The organism is Bacillus sp. MYb78 (assembly GCF_002975115.1).
Lineage (GTDB): Bacteria > Bacillota > Bacilli > Bacillales > Bacillaceae_G > Bacillus_A > Bacillus_A cereus.
Genome location: NZ_PCOB01000010.1, coordinates 1 through 17,425 on the forward strand (window position 1 = coordinate 1; position 17,425 = coordinate 17,425).

A 17,425-nucleotide genomic window follows, 5' to 3' on the forward strand; every position below is an offset into this window, starting at 1 on the left:
ATTAAGAAGAAAATCTAAGCCAGTAATAGGGCTTAAATATTAATATACGAGGAGGTATGGAAATGGCAAGCGGATCAACACAAGTAAAATACCTCGGCATTTATCAAAAGATTAAACAGCAAATTTTAGACGGTGAATATAAAATCAATGAAAAAATTCCGAGTAGCCCCGTCCTTGCTGAAGAATTTGATGTTTCAGCACTTACTATTAAAAAAGCGCTGGATCTGTTAGTAAGAGACGGCTACATCATCCGCCGGCGCGGAAGTGGAACAGTGGTGCAAGATTGGCGTCAGCAGGAAAAGGCACGAATGATTCAAACTTTAACAGGTACGAAAGCTGTTTACGGCAGTGAGGTAGAAAGTAAAATTATCGAGTTTGCGATTGTTGGTGCTGATGAAGTAGTTGCTGAGAAATTGGGAGTTTCAATCGGTGATTTCGTCTATAAAATCATTCGCCTCCGCATCATTCACAGCATTCCGACGATTATGGAGCATACATGGATGCCAATTTCGGTTATCCCAGGTGTTAAGGCTTCTGTTTTAGAGGAGTCGATATACTCACATATTCAAAATAAACTTGGTCTTGAAGTAGGGACATCTGTTGTCAGGGTTAAAGGAATTCGCCCAGATGATAGGGAAAAGCAGTTTATGAACTTAACAAATCAGGATTTCCTCATGCGAGTTGAACAAGTAGCTTACTTAACGGATGGACGAACTTTTGAATATTCTTATGCAGATCATCTACCGGAAACCTTTGAGTTTGAAACAGTCATTACGGCAAAAAATTATAAAGAGACATAAAAACTGGTTGAGGCAAGTATTGTCTCAACCTATTTTATGTCTTCTACAGTTATTATTCATCTGCTGTAATCAGCATGGATGTGTTCCCGGTTTTTTCAAGATGAACTTCTCCCCAGGAACAGAGGGAATCGAGTATAGCTCCTAAAGACGAACCGTAATCCGTTAAAGAGTACTCTACTTTTGGTGGTACTTGGTCATATACTTTCCTTTGGATTACACCATCTTCTTCTAGTTCCCGTAATTGTTGGGTTAACATTTTTTGCGTAATACCAGGCATTAAACGTTTTAATTCACTCGTTCTTTTTGTTCCTTTTTTTAAATGACAAAGGATAACAACTTTCCACTTTCCGCCAATAACTTCTAAAGTCGCTTCTACAGGAATATTGTATGTCTTCATAAAAAAACTCCTTTGATGAATTTAGATTACAGTTGTGAGCCTACATCCGTTGCAATACTAAAATTATTTCTTTTTAGTACCTATAACACTTTAAAGTGCGTACTATTTATTGTGCTAAATATCGGTCATAATAACCGATGTAAGAGAGAAATAAGCAGAATGGCACTTGAAAATGCATATGTTACTTTTTAGTACCTATAACACTTTAAAGTACGTACTTTTTATTAGGATGAATATAATCCATAATAGCACTTGTAAGCAAGAAATGCGTGAAATGTGCTTTGAAGGAGCCATCATGCTATGGGGAATTTTACATGAGAATAATTTGTTGTGTTATTAAAATTAATCCAAGACTTAACAGTTGATTAATTGAACTGTAAAGTTTAAAATTACAGTAAGATTTTTAAAAGTGAGTTGTTAACGTCTGTAAAATGTAGCATGAATAATAGAGATAAATGAAACATTGCTGAATAATTAACATTATGTGAATTTGATTCTAAACTGTAATTTTTTTTAATACATTTCAATAAGCGATATTTAAAATGTACGTTTAATAACATTAAAGGAGTGAGTTAAATATGGTAATTCTATATACAACAGCAAGCTGTGCTTCATGCCGAAAAGCGAAAGCATGGCTTGAAGAGCATCAAATTGATTATATTGAAAAAAACATCGTATCAAATTCTATGACAGTTGATGAGCTTAAATCGATTCTTCGTTTAACTGAAGAGGGGGCTACTGAAATTATTTCAACTAGATCCAAAACTTTTCAGGACTTAAATATAAATATTGATGAGCTCTCGCTAAATGAATTTTATACATTAATAATTGAGCATCCACTAATGTTGCGTCGCCCGATTATGTTGGATGAAAAAAGATTGCAAATTGGTTTTAACGAAGAAGAAATTCGCAAATTTTTACCACGTAGAGTCCGAACATTTTTAAACATTGAACTGCAAAAGTTGGCTAATTAATAAGTAATAGTATGAAAGAGAAATTTTTTGAAAGGAGGAAACTGAAGGTGATAGAAGTATGCGTTACAGTTAATTATAAAGACAGAAACTATCAAACAAATGTCATTGTGAACAAAGATACGATTTGGACAAAAATTGAACAGTTGGCAGAAGAACAAGTGAAGAAACAGTGGGGTTTTTAAACTTAATTATTTAAACAAATGAAGTTATATGCTAGAGATTATAACTAAATTCAAAATTTTTCAGGTATTAAATATAAATAAGAAATTTTCTTGAAAGGAGGAAGCAGAAGATGATTGAAGTATGTGTTACAGTTAATTATAATGATAGAAATTATCAAACAAATGTTATTGTGAGTAAAGATACGATTTGGACAAAAATTAAACAACTGGCAGAAGAACAAGTGAAGAAACAGTGGAGTGTTTAATTTTATTTTCAACTTAAAAAGCTAAATGAAGTTATCGGATATAGGTGAGACCGGATAGAATATAAAGGAATTAATTTTTTTATGGTAAGAAGTATTCTATATGTTTTAACGTTCTAACCAATCTGTAATATTTATGGCTACAGTATGTTAATATATGAGAAACAATATTTTTAATCGTAGGAGGAAAATCATGAACAGCGACTTTACCTTGGCCATTCACAGTTTAACTTATTTAGCTTTACAGCCAGACCGGATGTCAACAAGTAATGCTATTTCAGAAAGTGCAGGTGTTCATCCAGTACGCATTCGCAAAGTACTAAGTTTGTTAAAAAAACATAAGTTTATACAATCGAAAGAGGGGACTGGTGGCGGTTTTATTTTCGCTCGCGATTTAGATGAAATTAATCTTTGGCATATTTATCAGATAACCTCTGAAGGTGCTTTGCAGCCGAAGTGTCCAGAATCAAACAATCAGTGTGTTGTAGGTTCGAACATGCGAAAAGTTCTTTTCGCTATTTTCTTAGGTGCTGAAGAGCATCTAGGTGAATACTTAAAGAATTATACAATGAAAGAAGTTGTTGACCTTATCAATCAAGAGCGTTAAGCGGCTTAATTATTATATAGCCGTGAGTTCTTAATACTTAAATGTAATGAAAAATATTACAGTATAATTTGTTTTTATATCTTTTTTATCGTCACAAAAAATATTTATAGGAAGGTGAAACGGTATGATGTCAAATAATAATCATGTTTTAAAAGTAGGAGATTGGGTTCGTGGAATATCAAATGAAGGTGAATTAATAGTTGGTTATATTGTATCACTTGATGATGTAGAGGATATAGTTACAGTTAGTATTGTGAAACGTGACGGCCAGTACACAATAAACGAAGCGATTTTACTCTTTAGTAAACACGTTAACAAACTCCCTGAATCAAAGGTAATAAATAAGGAACAAATCCTTTATCTTATAGATCTTGCATTATTAACAGGGGATGAAGAATGGTTTATCGAGCTTTCTTCAAAATTAAACTCGATAAACGAGCTAGTTAATGGGGGAGTTTAATTTTTTAGCCTATGCCCTAATCAATAATATCCTCTCTTTTGTTGCATCTTAATAAAAGAGAGGATTGATGTTATGAAAATAAGATTAACAATGGTTAGCATCATATGTCTGTTTAGTTTTTTATTACCATGCATTTCTGCTCAAGCAATTGTAGAAAAGGAAAATGATATAAACAGAAATTTTGGCATAGATTTAACCGGTTATGAACTTTATTCGTTTGGAGACTTTAACCAATTAGATTATAAGATAACGCCACTTACTCAGTTGTTTTTAGGGATAGTGCAAACAGAAGGTGAGTGGATTAATGAACCACGATTATATATTAAGGGAAATAAAGGTTATTTTCATCTTTTGAAAGCGGACGGTACGAATGTTCTTTATACCGTTGAAAAGAGCGGGGATTTTTGGAGGATTATAGATGTAAAAAGAAAGAAAATCAACAGAATACCTGTACCCAAAAAACTTTTAAAAGAAGTAGTAATTGAGCTCTTATTGGAGCCGATAAGCAAAGAGGTTGAAAACTATTATAAGGAACCAAAACTTTGGTATCGAGGTTCTGAAAAAATACTTGAAATAAGAAAAGATACAACAAATTATACTTTTTATGTAACTGTTCAAATTCAAACTTTTGAGGGTGCACACAATCCGCCTTATGGAGAGGACACAATTACTTTTCGCATAAAAGGAAATGATCTAAAAACGATTCATTACAAACATAGAGATATCTCTGAAGAAGAGTCGAACAAACTAGAATTAAGATGACATTGAAGTGATTTGTTTGTGAATCCTTGATAACGATAATTATGTAAATGAGCTGTCCATATGGGGCAGTTTTTTTGTTTTTTGCTCAGTGTATTTTTTAAAAAATGTATATGAATTCAATGTTGATAATATATATCCTAAAAATTGGTTTTTGTATTTTGTGAATCTCTTCTTTTTGTCTACATTAATTATTTATTAGAATATCTTTTGTGTTTAAAATAATTTTTTTTGATAAAAGGGGATATAAGTATTTTTAGAATGAGTCACCTAGAAGGACAATATATAATTGTATATTTTTACTAACTAATTCAGCTTTACGCGATAAAAACAATGGCTACATGCTAACTGTAAAATATTATCCATATAAAATTATTCCGCTTTAATATTTCTGAAAATATAAAAATATTAATTTTATAAATATACACGTTATAATGAGGGCGTCGAGAGAAATTTTATTATCTCTGGAGAAAATATAAAAAATGCGATTCTTAGTAAGAAAGGTGTGTGATTAGAGGCGAAATGTATGTAATGTGCTTCAGTGGCTTGTGTAAGCAATATCATCAGTGCTACCGAAGTTATGAAAGTAATGTATAGAATTGAGAAAGAAATGCCTCGCAAATGAAGAGAGGCCGGTTTAGCTAAAATTACTGTTAAAAGTAAAAAAGAGAAACCATTAAAGTAATACACTGTTATTAGAAATGTTGCAACGTATTTATGAAGTCTATTCTATATTGTTCTCTTAAGGGGTCTTTATATAAAGAGCGGATACTTTGAGTAAACTTTTTTGTGAACGCTAACAATTATATTAGGACGCTAACTAGCGAATGTTTCAATTTGGATTCATTATGATGAAGGACATACAATGTGGGGCAACTTGTAAGGAATTCATTTTCCGAAAAGGGAATATTTGTTAGATGCAAAGAGGGATGTAGGAATAGATACAAGGGGGAGTTATTATATGAACGGGAATACTGCAAAGAAAATAGAAGTTCAAGCTGAAAATACCGCACTAAAAAATGAGCAATATGCAGATCCGAAAAAGTGGCATAAGCAGGATACTACATGGGCACTCAGTCTATTTGGAACTGCAATTGGAGCAGGGGTGCTCTTTTTACCGATTAATGCAGGTTCAGGTGGTTTATTATCTTTACTACTAATTACATTGCTTGCATATCCAGTTATGTACTACTCACATAGGGCACTTGCTAAAATGATATACGCTTCTAATTCTGCTGATGAGGGGATCACAGGTACAATTAGAGAGTATTTCGGAAATAAAGCGAGTATCATTTTTAACATCGTATATTTCGGTTCAATTTATACAATCGTACTAATGTATTCGGTTGCGCTTACAAATACTGCAAGTAGTTTTATCGTGCATCAATTGCACATGGCAGAACCTCCAAGGGCTATTTTATCACTTGTATTAGTTCTTGGTCTTATCGCTATACTAAATTTTGGTCAAGATATTACTGTAAAGGTAATGAGTATGTTAGTGTATCCTTTCATAGTTTCTCTACTTTTTATCGCAATATCTTTAATTCCACAGTGGAATACGTCAATGCTTAGTTTTTCAGCTGTTTCAACTGCTTCAACAGGAACAGGCTATTTTGGGACGATATTGATGATTCTACCAATTATCGTATTCTCATTTAATCATTCACCTATGATTTCATCATTTGTTGTGAAACAGAGAGCTACGTATGGAATCGAAGCCACTGATGCTAAATGTGCGCAAATACAAAAGGTTTGTTATATCATGACATTCGCTGTTGTTATGTTCTTCGTTTGGAGTAGCGCATTGAGCTTGACTCCAGATGATATAAAAATGGCAAAAGAACAAAACTTATCAATCCTTTCATATCTTGCTAATGAGCTTAATTCGCCTGTAATCACTATTGCAGCTCCAATTATTGCTTTTGTGGCTATTACAAAGTCTTTCCTTGGCCATTATATAGGAGCATTTGAAGTAATGCGTGACATGATTATTAAGTTCGGTAAATCACGTGGAAAAGATATTGAAGAAAAAACAATTAAGACAATAATCCTTACTTTTGTTGTATTATCATGCTGGTTTGTTGCTTATACAAATCCAAGTATTCTTGGACTTATTGATTCTCTAAGCGGTCCTTTAGTTGCTGCTATCTTATGTCTATTACCGATGTATGCGATTCAAAAAGTACCAGTACTAGCTAAATACAAAGGGAAAATGAGTAACGTATTTGTTATTATTGTAGGTGTACTCACAGTTTTAGCAAGTATTAAGTCATTATTCTAATTCACTACTGTTGGTTTTAGTATCAAAATAGTTGGATCTGAGAAAATAAGGAGCAAGTTTTGAATAGTTTTTTTCAAAACTTGCTCTTAAAATATTCTAAGCAATTAATTTTACAAATAAGTTTATTCATATTAGTCATCTAGCGTTTTGGTCATATACTCATCCAATATTATCAAGACCTAAATCGAAAAATTTTAAATATCAAGCGCCTAACGTATTATATATCCCTAATATGTTAGGCGCTTTTATTTTGGATAATAAATTGTGAACCTAAATTTGAATAGTATATTTCTCTATTTGATGCTTATTTAATATTGTAAAATTTGTATTGAAAATTCGAGGTTTTAAAAGTATCATATACATATTCAAACATTTGAAGATGTATATGATACTTTTTGAAATTGAGGAAAAGTAACGGAGGGATTTCAATGGGAAACGAAATGCAACAATTTAAAGCAGATTTCTTTAAAGCCTTAGCACACCCTTTGCGAATAGGTATCTTAGAATTATTGTCAGAAGGTGAAAAAAGCGTAAACGAAATTCAAGATATTCTAAATAAGGAAGGTTCAGCTGTTTCTCAGCAATTAAGTGTACTACGTTCAAAAAATATTGTTGTTGGTAGGAAAGATGGAAAAAGAGTTTTATATTCTTTACGAGACCCTATTATTGTGGATTTATTGGTGGTTGCACGGAAGATTTTTAACAACCATTTAATCGATACGATTTCAATGTTAGAAGAGCTAGATGAAGCAGAAAGTGAAATGATGTCCAAGGAGGGATAGGTTGAGTATTGAGGTTAAGAAAGAAGATATCATCCAACATGGGATTGAAACATTTCGCTCATTAGGAGCTCATTACGTTTGTGAAGTTTGTATAAAAAGTGGAAATTCTTGTTGTTTTTCATGCCAACATTTACAAGATGGAGTTGGATGTCAAAAAAGAAATACTGCTTGTACAGCTTGGTTATGTGGAATTCAAGGTTTTTTATTTGATCAAATAGGATTACTGGATGAATGGAATCGTTTTTGGAATGAAATTCCAGGACAAATGTTTCGTAGAGATATTACTCCAGATAAGGTAAGGATTAGATCGTTTATTGATACAAAGAAGCTAGATAGTCGAGCCGGAGAACGTCTAGCAGAAAGATTGAAATCCTATGTACAACAAGGTGGAGATATAGGTGAATTGGAGTGTCATTTAAGTAAAACATATAGTAAATATTAGGATGTTTTTTATTTTTGTGAAAAGGACAATTTTCTGTATAAGGACCGAGAAATACATTTGTAATCCAGATCTATTAAAAATAGAAAAGAAGGGTTTGTAATGAGAAAGTTATTTACAGGAAGGTTTGAAGGATATTCATTAGCACATTTTCAAAAGGATCTTCTTTCAGGAATGATTGTTGGAGTTGTTGCGATTCCACTTGCTATGTCTTTTGCTATAGCCTCTGGTGTTAAGCCAGAGTATGGGATTTATACAACCTGTATTGCTGGAATACTCATTTCACTGTTTGGTGGTTCGAAGTATCAAATTGGAGGACCTACAGGTGCTTTTGTTCCGATTCTTTTAGGAGTTGTAATTACCTATGGATACGAAAATTTACTACTCTCGGGTTTGTTAGCTGGAATTATTTTATGTCTTATGGGAATCTTCAAACTAGGCTCTTTAATTAAGTTTATTCCACGTCCTGTAACAATTGGTTTTACTTCAGGTATTGCTGTTATTATCTTTACGGGACAAATTGCTAGTTTTTTAGGTTTAACAGGTATAAAAAAGCATGAGGAATTTCTAGCAAATTTGAAGGAACTCTTCACTCATATCAGTACTACCAATTTTTATAGTGTTATAACTGCTTTGATTTGCTTTTTTGTTATACTCATAACACCAAAGATTTTACCAAAAGTGCCTGGTTCATTAGTAGGTGTTGTTATTTCAACTGTAATTGCAACTGTATTTTTCTCAGGTCATGTACCTACTATTGGTACAGCATATGGCACGATTCCAAATACACTTCCTCAGTTTGATATACCAGAAATCACATTAGAACGTATAAAACAGTTAATTGGTCCTGCATTTGTTATTGCGATGCTCGGTGGAATTGAGTCGCTTTTATCCGCTGTCGTGGCAGATGGTATGACAAATAGTAAACACAACAGTAACAAAGAGCTTGTCGGTCAGGGGATTGCAAATATTGTTACCCCGTTATTTGGCGGGATTCCAGCGACTGGAGCAATTGCTCGTACAGCGACTAATATTAAGAGTGGGGCTGTATCTCCGATGTCGGGTATTATTCATGGGGGATTTGTGTTATTGACACTTTTACTGTTAGCTCCATATGCTTCACATATTCCTCTTGCTAGTATGGCTCCCATTTTAATGGTGGTAGCTTGGAATATGAGCGAACAAAAACATTTTTATCACATACTCAAAATGAAGACAGGAGATTCCCTTGTATTACTAGTAACATTTTTACTTACTGTATTTACTAGTTTAACAACAGCTGTGGAGATCGGTCTTATTTTAGCTGTTATTTTGTTTACAAAACGTATGAGTAATATGCTTGTTATATCTAAAGTGCTTCCTGATCATACAAAAAAGAATGAAAAATTGTTATCGCATGTGGTAAATAAAGCTCATGATTGTCCACAAATTAGTATTTATACAATAGAAGGCCCATTATTCTTTGGGGCTGCTCAAACATTTGAACAAAATATTTTAGCGACTATTCATTATAAACCTAAAGTTTTAATTTTACGTATGGGAAAAGTTCCTTTTATTGATACCACAGGAGAGTCTTATTTTAGGAATATTGTTCAGCACTTCAAAAAACAAGGTGGCGTACTTCTTATTTCTGGAATTCAATCAGAGCTAAAAGCCAATCTAGATAAGAATGGATTGTACGCTGAGATTGGGAAAGAAAACTTTTTTGATCATACCGGGGAAGCAATTAATTGTGCTTTAGGACATCTGAATACAAAAAAATGTATAGGGTGTAAGCATTTTGCTTTTCATGAGTGTACAGGGCTTTCTCAGCAATCGCAGGAAATCAATACAATAAAGAATAAAGTAAATGCATTAGATTTTTAAAAATTTCACTTCACGTACAAAGTTTGTTTGATTTAATCTACTTTTTCATCATTTTATTAAAAAATAGAGAAGAAGAAAGTTTGCTTTGGAGAATGTGGAGAAGATTTTTTACAAGGTGTGAACAAGTAGTTTTTTTTATACATTCAACAAATAAGTATCAAACAGTAAGAAGAGAATATTTTCCGTATATTTAAACGGAAAAGGGAAATTAAAAATAATATTTATTTAATAGAATACACGAAAACGAGTGGAGGAAATAAAAATATGTCTAATTTACCAAATTGTCCAAAATGTAATTCAGAATACACTTACGAAGATGGGAATCTTTTTGTTTGTCCAGAATGTGCTCATGAGTGGACTTTAGAATTAGAAGCTGAAAATAGTGAAGATACAAAGGTAATTAAAGATGCAAATGGAAATATTTTAAACGATGGTGATTCTGTAACAGTAATTAAAGATCTTAAAGTAAAAGGAACTTCATCAGTTGTAAAAATTGGTACAAAAGTAAAGAGTATCCGATTAGTTGATGGAGATCATGATATTGATTGTAAAATTGATGGTTTTGGAGCTATGAAATTAAAATCTGAATTTGTTAAAAAGGTATAAATACAATTTTGTTACATCAAAATTAGTTTGAAGTTAATGAATATACACTGTTTTTCAGCTGTACCCCGTGCCCAACAACTTAAGAATTTCGAATTACCTTGAAATGATAAAATGAACTTTTGGTTATGATTCAGCAGATTTTTTTGGGGAGTACTATGAAATTTTAGCTTGCTAGCAATATAGTACAGCCGAAATATTTGAAATAGCTATAAGACTATTCTTTCGATGGTATGATGAAAGATATGGAAACGGAATAGGTGTCAATCAGACCTCAATATTAATCTTGACCATTAGCAACAAAAACCACCTCTCATAAAGGTGGTTTTTCAGTATTAATATATTTTAATTAGTCACGTCTAAATGGCCCTTTTGGAGCAATTAGCTCTAAATTAGTACCATCTGGATTACGGAAGTAGGCAACTCCTGTACCAAATCCAGATTTCAAGCCGTTTTCTTGAAAGATAATTGGTTCTCCATATGGGTGCTATCTTATGCCCATCAGGCTAATAAAATGGATTGCCTCTGAAACAAAAAAATGATTTTTATTACTATAAAAAACGTAAAGTATCTGTTTTTAGAAAAAATTAATTTTTATAAATTGATGGAGATATAGCTCAATTCTTTTATATATTTAGTTAAATATGATTGTCAGAATGAACTTAAAGTAATTATGATTTCTAGAAATGCGAACTGATGTTTTGAATTGGTTTAAAGTTGCTAGAACAAAATAAAACCAATTGAGCAAAAAAACTTGCAAAAATAAAAAGAGAGATGTATATTGATTGATGTATCAATAATTGATATATCAATTAATATTTTGACAAGAAAGAAAAGGAACATTTTATGAAGGAAATGTTCGTAAATATCAGTGGAGAAGAACGCAAAATACTTATTCATGTTCTATTACAGATGCAAAAAAATGTAGAGAATATTAAAGAATAGAGAGTGTAGGGGGGCAGAATAGTGTGGAAATAATCGCAGCTATTTTAGTCGGGATCGTAGCATTAGAACATTTGTTTATCATGATCCTTGAAATGGTTTTTATTGATTCAAAAGTAGCGAAACGTGCTTTCAAATTACCGAAGCATTTAGAAGGAGATCGAAACGTAGCCATTATGTTTGCAAACCAAGGTTTATATAATGGATTTTTAGCGGCTGGTCTCATTTGGGGACTTGTACTTGGACTCAATCCAATTGGTTATATGGTCCAATTATTTTTCGTGATTTGTGTGGTGGTAGCAGCTATTTTCGGAGGTTTCACATCTAATAAATCAATTATTGTGAAACAAGGACTTCCAGCTGTTTTAGCACTGGTTGCCCTTTTATGTATGATATAGAATCAAAGTTTCTCAATAAAAGAACTCATTTTTGAAAAGAATACGCTATTCTTTCTTTAAAATTATAGGAAAGGATGGCGTTTTTGTATGTCTATTTCTATAAGTAGTGAATTATAACTATTCCCTCAAGGGACTCAACTGCTTTTCAGCTTTTGGATATATTTTCATCCATCTTTGTTTCCTCCTATTGTTGGATAGTGTAATAATTGATAAAAATTTTGATGAAATTGGATTATAACGATTGATCAAAAAAGTTAGTGATTAAAAATATTATTCTTTAGTACATACATTTTTAAGATGTTAAATATATTTCATAATAGTCTCTGTAAGATAGGGATAAGTAGAATAGTACTTTTTATAACTTTGAATATCATTCATAATAGCACCAGTAAGAAGAAAACAAGCTTTACGGTACTACTAGTTACCAACGATGTTACAGCAGTTTATTTGGAATCAGATTGATTGAAAGGTTGTACTATATGGCCTAATAATTTCGAAAAAATGTCGGTGTGGCATAAAACAATTATGGAGGTTAAAGATATGAGTACTTCAAATTTGAATGAAATAAGTAAACAAATTTTAAAAGAGGAGGAAACGCTTCAATTTTCCTCTTTTACAAATGAAGATGCCTTGCAACTAGGTTTATTTATCGTTGAAACAGCAAAGCGAGAGGGGAAATTGATTGCTGTTGATATAACGAAAAATGGTGTGCAATTATTTCATTTCAAGATGACAGGGACAAATGCGGAAAATACGAAATGGATTGAGCGTAAAAAACGAGTCGTTTCCCTGCATGATCGTAGCTCGTATTATATGCAGATACAAAGTGAAATAACTGGAATTTCATATAATGAAAAATATCTTTTAGATACTTCGGAATATGCTGCGTTTGGTGGATGCTTTCCTATCAGGATAAAAAACGTAGGGGTTATTGGAATGATAACAGTTTCAGGATTACCACCAGAAGAAGATCACGAATTGGTAGTAAGAGCAGTTAAAAATCATTTGAACCAATAGTTGTAACTAGTCAATAGATAATTAATTTTAGGGGGCAATACTATGCCATTAATCGAGCTAAATACTTGGCCAACCATGTCAACAGAAGAAAAGAAGGAATTTATTTATAGTGTAACGGAACTTACAATAAAACTATTAAAAATTGTCCCTGACAAAATTCAAGTGTTGATAAAGGAACTTGAGAAAGAAAACTGGGGGAAAGCTGGGGCTGTAGCAAGTGATGCTACCTTTGCTGAGAAAAGTAGGGTGTCCAATTGGGAGACAAAAGAGTCTTACGATACACCAGGTCGTAACGTTAATGGAATGGCTATTATTAAGATTGATATATGGAATACATTTGATCAAGAGACAAAGGATAAGTGGGTAAACGAACTTACACAAGTAACATCTAAATATACTCATGCACCTTTGGATAAAGTACTAATTCTTATTCGCGAAATGATTCCAGGGAACTGGGGACAAAGTGGTGTAACAGGAGCTAATGCAGATTTCCTTTCCAGAAGTCGTACATTTTAATCGTTAAATAAAAAAGGCAAAAATGAACACATTTCTGTTCGTTTTTGCCTTTTTATTATTTGTCTGTGGTAATGAACATGATCCTTTATATGTTTAAGTAATGTCCTCTAAAGTTGCCTCTACGGGAAAAGTGTATTTCTTCATTTGAAAGTCTTTTTCATGGAATGTAGATTTCAATTTTTGAGCAAAATAAGTTAGGTTATATAAATGTTACTTTTTAGTACCTATAGTACTTTAAAGTACGTACTTTTTATTATGTTAAATATCATTCATAATAGCACATGTGAGAGGGAACAAGCTTTATGGTACTAGTAATTAACTATGTTACTTTTTAGTACCTACAGCACTTTAAAGTGCGTACTATTCATTATGTTAAATATATTTCAAAATAGTACATGTAGGAAAGAGACAAGCTTTACGGTACTAAAAAGAGAATGCAACCATTCATAATAGCGTTTGTAGAGATTAAATATGTTTTTTAGAAGATAAAAGGGCCTTTTTATCGCACTATTATGATAGGAATTATAGGGAAGAGGGGGAACTTAATTGAATTCATATACAGCATCGTCTTCAGAAGTTCAGACGAATCGAAGAAGTATATTTGCGTTGTTAGCGTTAGCAATTAGTGCGTTCGGGATTGGGACAACTGAATTTGTTAGTGTTGGTTTATTACCATCTATTTCGGAAGATTTACATGTGTCGGTTACAACGGCTGGTTTAACAGTTTCTTTATATGCGTTAGGCGTAGCGTTTGGGGCTCCAGTATTAACGTCATTAACAGCTAATATGTCACGAAAAACGTTATTAATGTGGATTATGATTATTTTCATTATTGGTAACGGAATCGCAGCGGTAGCAACAAGCTTCACTGTATTACTTATTGCGCGAATTGTTTCTGCACTTTCGCATGGTGTGTTTATGTCAATTGGTTCAACAATTGCTGCGGCACTTGTACCAGAAAATAAACGTGCTAGCGCGATTGCAATTATGTTTACCGGCGTAACAGTTGCGACTATTACAGGGGCACCAATTGGAACATTTATTGGTCAACAATTTGGCTGGAGAACATCATTTTTAGCAATTGTAGTAATTGGAATTATTGCCTTAATCGCAAATAGTATTCTCATTCCATCTAATATGAAAAAAGGTACGTCTGTATCATTCCGCGATCAGTTTAAATTGATTACGAACGGAAGACTGTTACTAGTTTTCATCATTACTGCATTAGGATATGGGGGAACATTCGTAACATTTACGTATTTATCTCCGTTATTACAAGAAGTAACAGGATTTAAAGCTAATACGGTTACTATCATTTTATTAGTGTATGGAATCGCCATTGCGATAGGGAATGTGATTGGCGGAAAATTATCGAATCATAATCCAATTCGAGCGCTATTCTACATGTTCTTTATTCAAGCGATTATATTATTTGTTTTAACATTTACGGCACCATTTAAGGTAGCTGGGTTAATCACTATTATTTTAATGGGGCTATTCGCATTTATGAATGTTCCAGGGTTACAAGTATATGTCGTAATGTTAGCTGAACGATTTGTACCGAGTGCTGTCGATGTTGCATCGGCAATTAATATTGCGGCGTTTAATGCTGGGATTGCCCTTGGTGCTTATTTAGGTGGTATTGTAACGAACTCGTTAGGGTTAATTCATACAGCTTGGGTAGGCGGCATTATGGTAGTAGGTGCTGTTATTTTAACAGCATGGAGCATGACATTAGAAAAAAGAGATCAAGTAAAATAAAAGGAGAGAAAATAAAATGAAAAATTTACAAAGTAAAACAGTATTAAGTAATGGTGTGGAAATGCCTTGGTTTGGTTTAGGTGTATTTAAAGTAGAAGAAGGACCAGAACTTGTAGAAGCGATTAAATCAGCAATTAAAGCAGGATACCGCAGCATCGATACAGCTGCAATTTATGGAAATGAAGCAGCTGTAGGTGAGGGGATTCGTGCCGGTATTGAAACAACTGGTATTTCAAGAGAAGAATTATTTATTACTTCAAAAGTATGGAACGCAGATCAAGGATATGAAGAAACGATTGCTGCATACGAAGAGAGCTTAAAAAAATTAAAGCTAGATTATTTAGATTTATATCTTGTTCACTGGCCTGTAGAAGGGAAATATAAAGATACATGGAGAGCGTTAGAAACACTTTATAAAGAAAAGCGTGTACGTGCAATTGGCGTAAGTAATTTCCAAATTCACCATCTGCAAGATGTAATAAAAGATGCAGAAATTAAGCCGATGATCAATCAAGTAGAATACCATCCTCGTTTAACACAAAAAGAATTACAAGCTTTCTGTAAAGAACAAGGTATTCAAATGGAAGCATGGTCACCACTTATGCAAGGTCAATTATTAGATAATGAAACCTTACAGGCAATTGCTGAGAAACATGGTAAAACAACAGCACAAGTGATTTTACGTTGGGACCTTCAAAATGAAGTGATCACAATTCCAAAATCAACGAAAGAGCACCGCATTATTGCAAATGCAGATGTATTTAACTTTGAATTAACGAAAGAAGATATGGAAAAAATCGATGCATTAAATCAAAATCACCGCGTTGGTCCAGATCCTGATAACTTTGATTTCTAATAGAAATGAGTAAAAAGAGTGCAAAAATTGCACTCTTTTTTTATTGTCTATTCAATAAAATGTTTCTGTTTATATTATGACTTTTAAATTACTTTAGACGAGCTAAAGAACTGATTAACAGTATTAAAGTTTGACATAAAATAATGGATTCTATATTATATATGCTATAGCATGTATAATGCGATTTATTTAGAGGTGGCATATGGACTTATATGAGTTAACAGGACATCTTGTTCATCATACGGATGTGAAGTTAACAAATTATATAATGTAAGTTTTTAATCACATATTGCTTAGAAAATTTACCTTTTATATGCTATAGCACATAAATGTCACCTCTTAACTTGTAATGGTAAAGATTCAAATAATACAAGATATATTATGAAACGAGGAGATTTTAGTTATGGAAAAATTCATATTAGCGTTTGATAGAGAACTTGTAATTGCAGAAAAAAAAGACTCAACATGGAGCGTCCAATCGCAGTTTGTAGGTGCGAATCCAGTTGCGTTAGCTTCAGATCCATACGATCCAGAAAGAATGTATTGTGGTACTTTTGATAGGGGATTATGGAGAAGTAAAGATGGAGGAAGTTCGTGGGAAGCAATTGGTGCGTTACCTTCATTTGGTGAAGTGTTCCCAGCTAATACTATTCATATGAGAGCTATTACAGCAGTTTCTGTATCTCCAGCGAAGGGGGATGACGGTAACGGGATTGTATATGTAGGAACTGAACCGAGTGCAATGTTCGTATCCAAAAATGGAGGAGACAGTTTTGAGCTGCTAACAGATTATCGACAAATGCCATCATATTCATCATGGTTCTTTCCTCAAAGAACATATACACACCATGTAAAACATATTGAAATTGATGCTAATAATCCAGAAACTATTTATACGACTATTGAGGTAGGCGGATTAATTAAAAGTGTAGATGGAGGTAAGACATGGACTGAGGAAAAAGAGGGGAACTATCCTCAAGATATTCACATTCTTAAATCACATCGCAATGCCCCAAATCGTTTATACGGGGTGTTAGGTGATTCATTCTTGAAAGAACCAGGTCAAGAGTATGCGGAGAGTAATGATGGAGGTAAGACTTGGAACTATATGTGTAGTGGGCTAAAGCATCATTACGCATATCAAATGGCAGTTAACCCAAATGATCCAGAAAATATTATCATCGCGACATCTTCAAATCCACACGTAGCGCATGATTACAATAATGGAAATTGTGAATCATTTATTTATAAGAAAGAAAAAGATCAGCCTTGGGCAGAAATGAATGCAGGTTTACCAACTCCTAAAGGGGCAATCATACCAGTATTAAAGGCAACAAGTGATGGAACGTTTTATCTGTTTAGCAATAAAGGAGTGTATCAGTCAGTAGACGGTGGTTCAAATTGGACATCATTAGAGATTCCTTGGGAGAATAGATTTATGGAACAACATCCTTATGAGATGTTAATTATTAAATAAGTGACGGGTATAGTTTTTACTACTATTCATTGGTAATGTTTAGTTGAATTTAAATTAAAAATGTAA

19 protein-coding genes and 1 pseudogene are annotated in these 17,425 nt (G+C 33.0%); 18 read left to right on the top strand and 2 right to left on the bottom strand.

From position 1 onward, the window contains the following. The first annotated feature begins 62 nt into the window (after window positions 1-62). Window positions 63-800, top strand: coding sequence for a GntR family transcriptional regulator (locus CQ064_RS18795; protein WP_000146276.1), 738 nt, complete (start codon window positions 63-65; stop codon window positions 798-800). A 52-nt stretch (window positions 801-852) separates the two neighbouring features. Here CQ064_RS18795 and CQ064_RS18800 read toward each other — a convergent pair whose 3' ends face one another. Beyond that, a complete protein-coding gene (locus CQ064_RS18800) occupies window positions 853-1,197 on the bottom strand; it encodes a winged helix-turn-helix transcriptional regulator (RefSeq protein ID WP_000860831.1) in 345 nt (114 codons plus the stop codon). A 578-nt stretch (window positions 1,198-1,775) separates the two neighbouring features. Here CQ064_RS18800 and spxA point away from each other — a divergent pair. The 11 genes from spxA (at window position 1,776) to CQ064_RS18860 (ending at window position 10,395) form a co-directional block, all read left to right on the top strand. Next, entirely contained in the window at window positions 1,776-2,171 is a 396-nt protein-coding gene (gene spxA / locus CQ064_RS18810; RefSeq protein ID WP_000236188.1) for a transcriptional regulator SpxA, read from the top strand. A 47-nt stretch (window positions 2,172-2,218) separates the two neighbouring features. Continuing rightward, window positions 2,219-2,353 (top strand): BA3454 family stress response protein, encoded by a 135-nt coding sequence (locus CQ064_RS18815; protein WP_000573515.1) that lies wholly within the window; start codon window positions 2,219-2,221, stop codon window positions 2,351-2,353. Between the two features lie 110 nt (window positions 2,354-2,463). Continuing rightward, entirely contained in the window at window positions 2,464-2,598 is a 135-nt protein-coding gene (locus CQ064_RS18820; protein WP_000573532.1) for a BA3454 family stress response protein, read from the top strand. A gap of 190 nt (window positions 2,599-2,788) precedes the next feature. Beyond that, complete coding sequence (gene saiR / locus CQ064_RS18825; protein WP_001083465.1) at window positions 2,789-3,202, top strand: Rrf2-family transcriptional regulator SaiR; 414 nt, start codon at window positions 2,789-2,791, stop codon at window positions 3,200-3,202. Between the two features lie 124 nt (window positions 3,203-3,326). Continuing rightward, a complete protein-coding gene (locus CQ064_RS18830; RefSeq protein WP_000987464.1) occupies window positions 3,327-3,662 on the top strand; it encodes an IDEAL domain-containing protein in 336 nt (111 codons plus the stop codon). A 72-nt stretch (window positions 3,663-3,734) separates the two neighbouring features. Beyond that, complete coding sequence (locus CQ064_RS18835; RefSeq protein ID WP_000702350.1) at window positions 3,735-4,424, top strand: DUF3888 domain-containing protein; 690 nt, start codon at window positions 3,735-3,737, stop codon at window positions 4,422-4,424. Window positions 4,425-5,382: 958 nt separating this feature from the next. Continuing rightward, window positions 5,383-6,702, top strand: a complete 1,320-nt coding sequence (locus tag CQ064_RS18840) for an aromatic amino acid transport family protein (protein WP_001014163.1) — start codon at window positions 5,383-5,385, stop codon at window positions 6,700-6,702. A 428-nt stretch (window positions 6,703-7,130) separates the two neighbouring features. Continuing rightward, entirely contained in the window at window positions 7,131-7,484 is a 354-nt protein-coding gene (locus CQ064_RS18845) for an ArsR/SmtB family transcription factor (protein ID WP_000526188.1), read from the top strand. A gap of 1 nt (window position 7,485) precedes the next feature. Continuing rightward, window positions 7,486-7,926, top strand: coding sequence for a hypothetical protein (locus CQ064_RS18850; protein ID WP_000021459.1), 441 nt, complete (start codon window positions 7,486-7,488; stop codon window positions 7,924-7,926). A 99-nt stretch (window positions 7,927-8,025) separates the two neighbouring features. Beyond that, window positions 8,026-9,789, top strand: a complete 1,764-nt coding sequence (locus CQ064_RS18855) for a SulP family inorganic anion transporter (protein WP_001228490.1) — start codon at window positions 8,026-8,028, stop codon at window positions 9,787-9,789. 264 nt (window positions 9,790-10,053) lie between these two features. Continuing rightward, window positions 10,054-10,395: a zinc ribbon domain-containing protein YjdM gene (locus CQ064_RS18860; RefSeq protein ID WP_000067658.1), complete on the top strand. Its 342-nt coding sequence runs from the start codon at window positions 10,054-10,056 to the stop codon at window positions 10,393-10,395. A gap of 346 nt (window positions 10,396-10,741) precedes the next feature. Here the strand turns inward: CQ064_RS18860 and CQ064_RS18865 are convergent. Then, window positions 10,742-10,876 (bottom strand): annotated as a pseudogene (locus tag CQ064_RS18865) (VOC family protein); the annotation flags it as partial. A gap of 484 nt (window positions 10,877-11,360) precedes the next feature. Here CQ064_RS18865 and CQ064_RS18875 point away from each other — a divergent pair. The 6 genes from CQ064_RS18875 (at window position 11,361) to CQ064_RS18900 (ending at window position 17,359) form a co-directional block, all read left to right on the top strand. Further along, window positions 11,361-11,732 (top strand): DUF1304 domain-containing protein, encoded by a 372-nt coding sequence (locus tag CQ064_RS18875; protein ID WP_000402492.1) that lies wholly within the window; start codon window positions 11,361-11,363, stop codon window positions 11,730-11,732. A gap of 501 nt (window positions 11,733-12,233) precedes the next feature. Then, window positions 12,234-12,749 (top strand): heme-degrading domain-containing protein, encoded by a 516-nt coding sequence (locus tag CQ064_RS18880; RefSeq protein WP_105559683.1) that lies wholly within the window; start codon window positions 12,234-12,236, stop codon window positions 12,747-12,749. Window positions 12,750-12,791: 42 nt separating this feature from the next. Further along, the gene (locus CQ064_RS18885; protein WP_001128305.1) at window positions 12,792-13,265 is read left to right on the top strand and encodes a tautomerase family protein; all 474 of its coding nucleotides are present in this window, start codon (window positions 12,792-12,794) and stop codon (window positions 13,263-13,265) included. Window positions 13,266-13,811: 546 nt separating this feature from the next. Then, window positions 13,812-15,026, top strand: a complete 1,215-nt coding sequence (locus CQ064_RS18890; protein WP_001089900.1) for an MFS transporter — start codon at window positions 13,812-13,814, stop codon at window positions 15,024-15,026. A gap of 16 nt (window positions 15,027-15,042) precedes the next feature. Beyond that, window positions 15,043-15,882, top strand: coding sequence for an aldo/keto reductase (locus CQ064_RS18895; RefSeq protein ID WP_000793565.1), 840 nt, complete (start codon window positions 15,043-15,045; stop codon window positions 15,880-15,882). A gap of 403 nt (window positions 15,883-16,285) precedes the next feature. Further along, a complete protein-coding gene (locus CQ064_RS18900; protein WP_000410436.1) occupies window positions 16,286-17,359 on the top strand; it encodes a WD40/YVTN/BNR-like repeat-containing protein in 1,074 nt (357 codons plus the stop codon). Window positions 17,360-17,425: the final 66 nt, after the last annotated feature.

What these genes read in the sequence shown, in the direction of transcription:
- saiR (WP_001083465.1), top strand. Translation starts at nt 2,789, where the DNA reads ATGAACAGCGACTTTACCTTGGCCATTCACAGTTTAACTTATTTAGCT.
- CQ064_RS18880 (WP_105559683.1), top strand. Translation starts at nt 12,234, where the DNA reads ATGTCGGTGTGGCATAAAACAATTATGGAGGTTAAAGATATGAGTACT.
- CQ064_RS18885 (WP_001128305.1), top strand. Translation starts at nt 12,792, where the DNA reads ATGCCATTAATCGAGCTAAATACTTGGCCAACCATGTCAACAGAAGAA.
- CQ064_RS18795 (WP_000146276.1), top strand. Translation starts at nt 63, where the DNA reads ATGGCAAGCGGATCAACACAAGTAAAATACCTCGGCATTTATCAAAAG.
- CQ064_RS18840 (WP_001014163.1), top strand. Translation starts at nt 5,383, where the DNA reads ATGAACGGGAATACTGCAAAGAAAATAGAAGTTCAAGCTGAAAATACC.
- spxA (WP_000236188.1), top strand. Translation starts at nt 1,776, where the DNA reads ATGGTAATTCTATATACAACAGCAAGCTGTGCTTCATGCCGAAAAGCG.
- CQ064_RS18800 (WP_000860831.1), bottom strand. Translation starts at nt 1,197, where the DNA reads ATGAAGACATACAATATTCCTGTAGAAGCGACTTTAGAAGTTATTGGC.
- CQ064_RS18860 (WP_000067658.1), top strand. Translation starts at nt 10,054, where the DNA reads ATGTCTAATTTACCAAATTGTCCAAAATGTAATTCAGAATACACTTAC.
- CQ064_RS18830 (WP_000987464.1), top strand. Translation starts at nt 3,327, where the DNA reads ATGATGTCAAATAATAATCATGTTTTAAAAGTAGGAGATTGGGTTCGT.
- CQ064_RS18835 (WP_000702350.1), top strand. Translation starts at nt 3,735, where the DNA reads ATGAAAATAAGATTAACAATGGTTAGCATCATATGTCTGTTTAGTTTT.
- CQ064_RS18900 (WP_000410436.1), top strand. Translation starts at nt 16,286, where the DNA reads ATGGAAAAATTCATATTAGCGTTTGATAGAGAACTTGTAATTGCAGAA.
- CQ064_RS18820 (WP_000573532.1), top strand. Translation starts at nt 2,464, where the DNA reads ATGATTGAAGTATGTGTTACAGTTAATTATAATGATAGAAATTATCAA.
- CQ064_RS18855 (WP_001228490.1), top strand. Translation starts at nt 8,026, where the DNA reads ATGAGAAAGTTATTTACAGGAAGGTTTGAAGGATATTCATTAGCACAT.
- CQ064_RS18845 (WP_000526188.1), top strand. Translation starts at nt 7,131, where the DNA reads ATGGGAAACGAAATGCAACAATTTAAAGCAGATTTCTTTAAAGCCTTA.
- CQ064_RS18895 (WP_000793565.1), top strand. Translation starts at nt 15,043, where the DNA reads ATGAAAAATTTACAAAGTAAAACAGTATTAAGTAATGGTGTGGAAATG.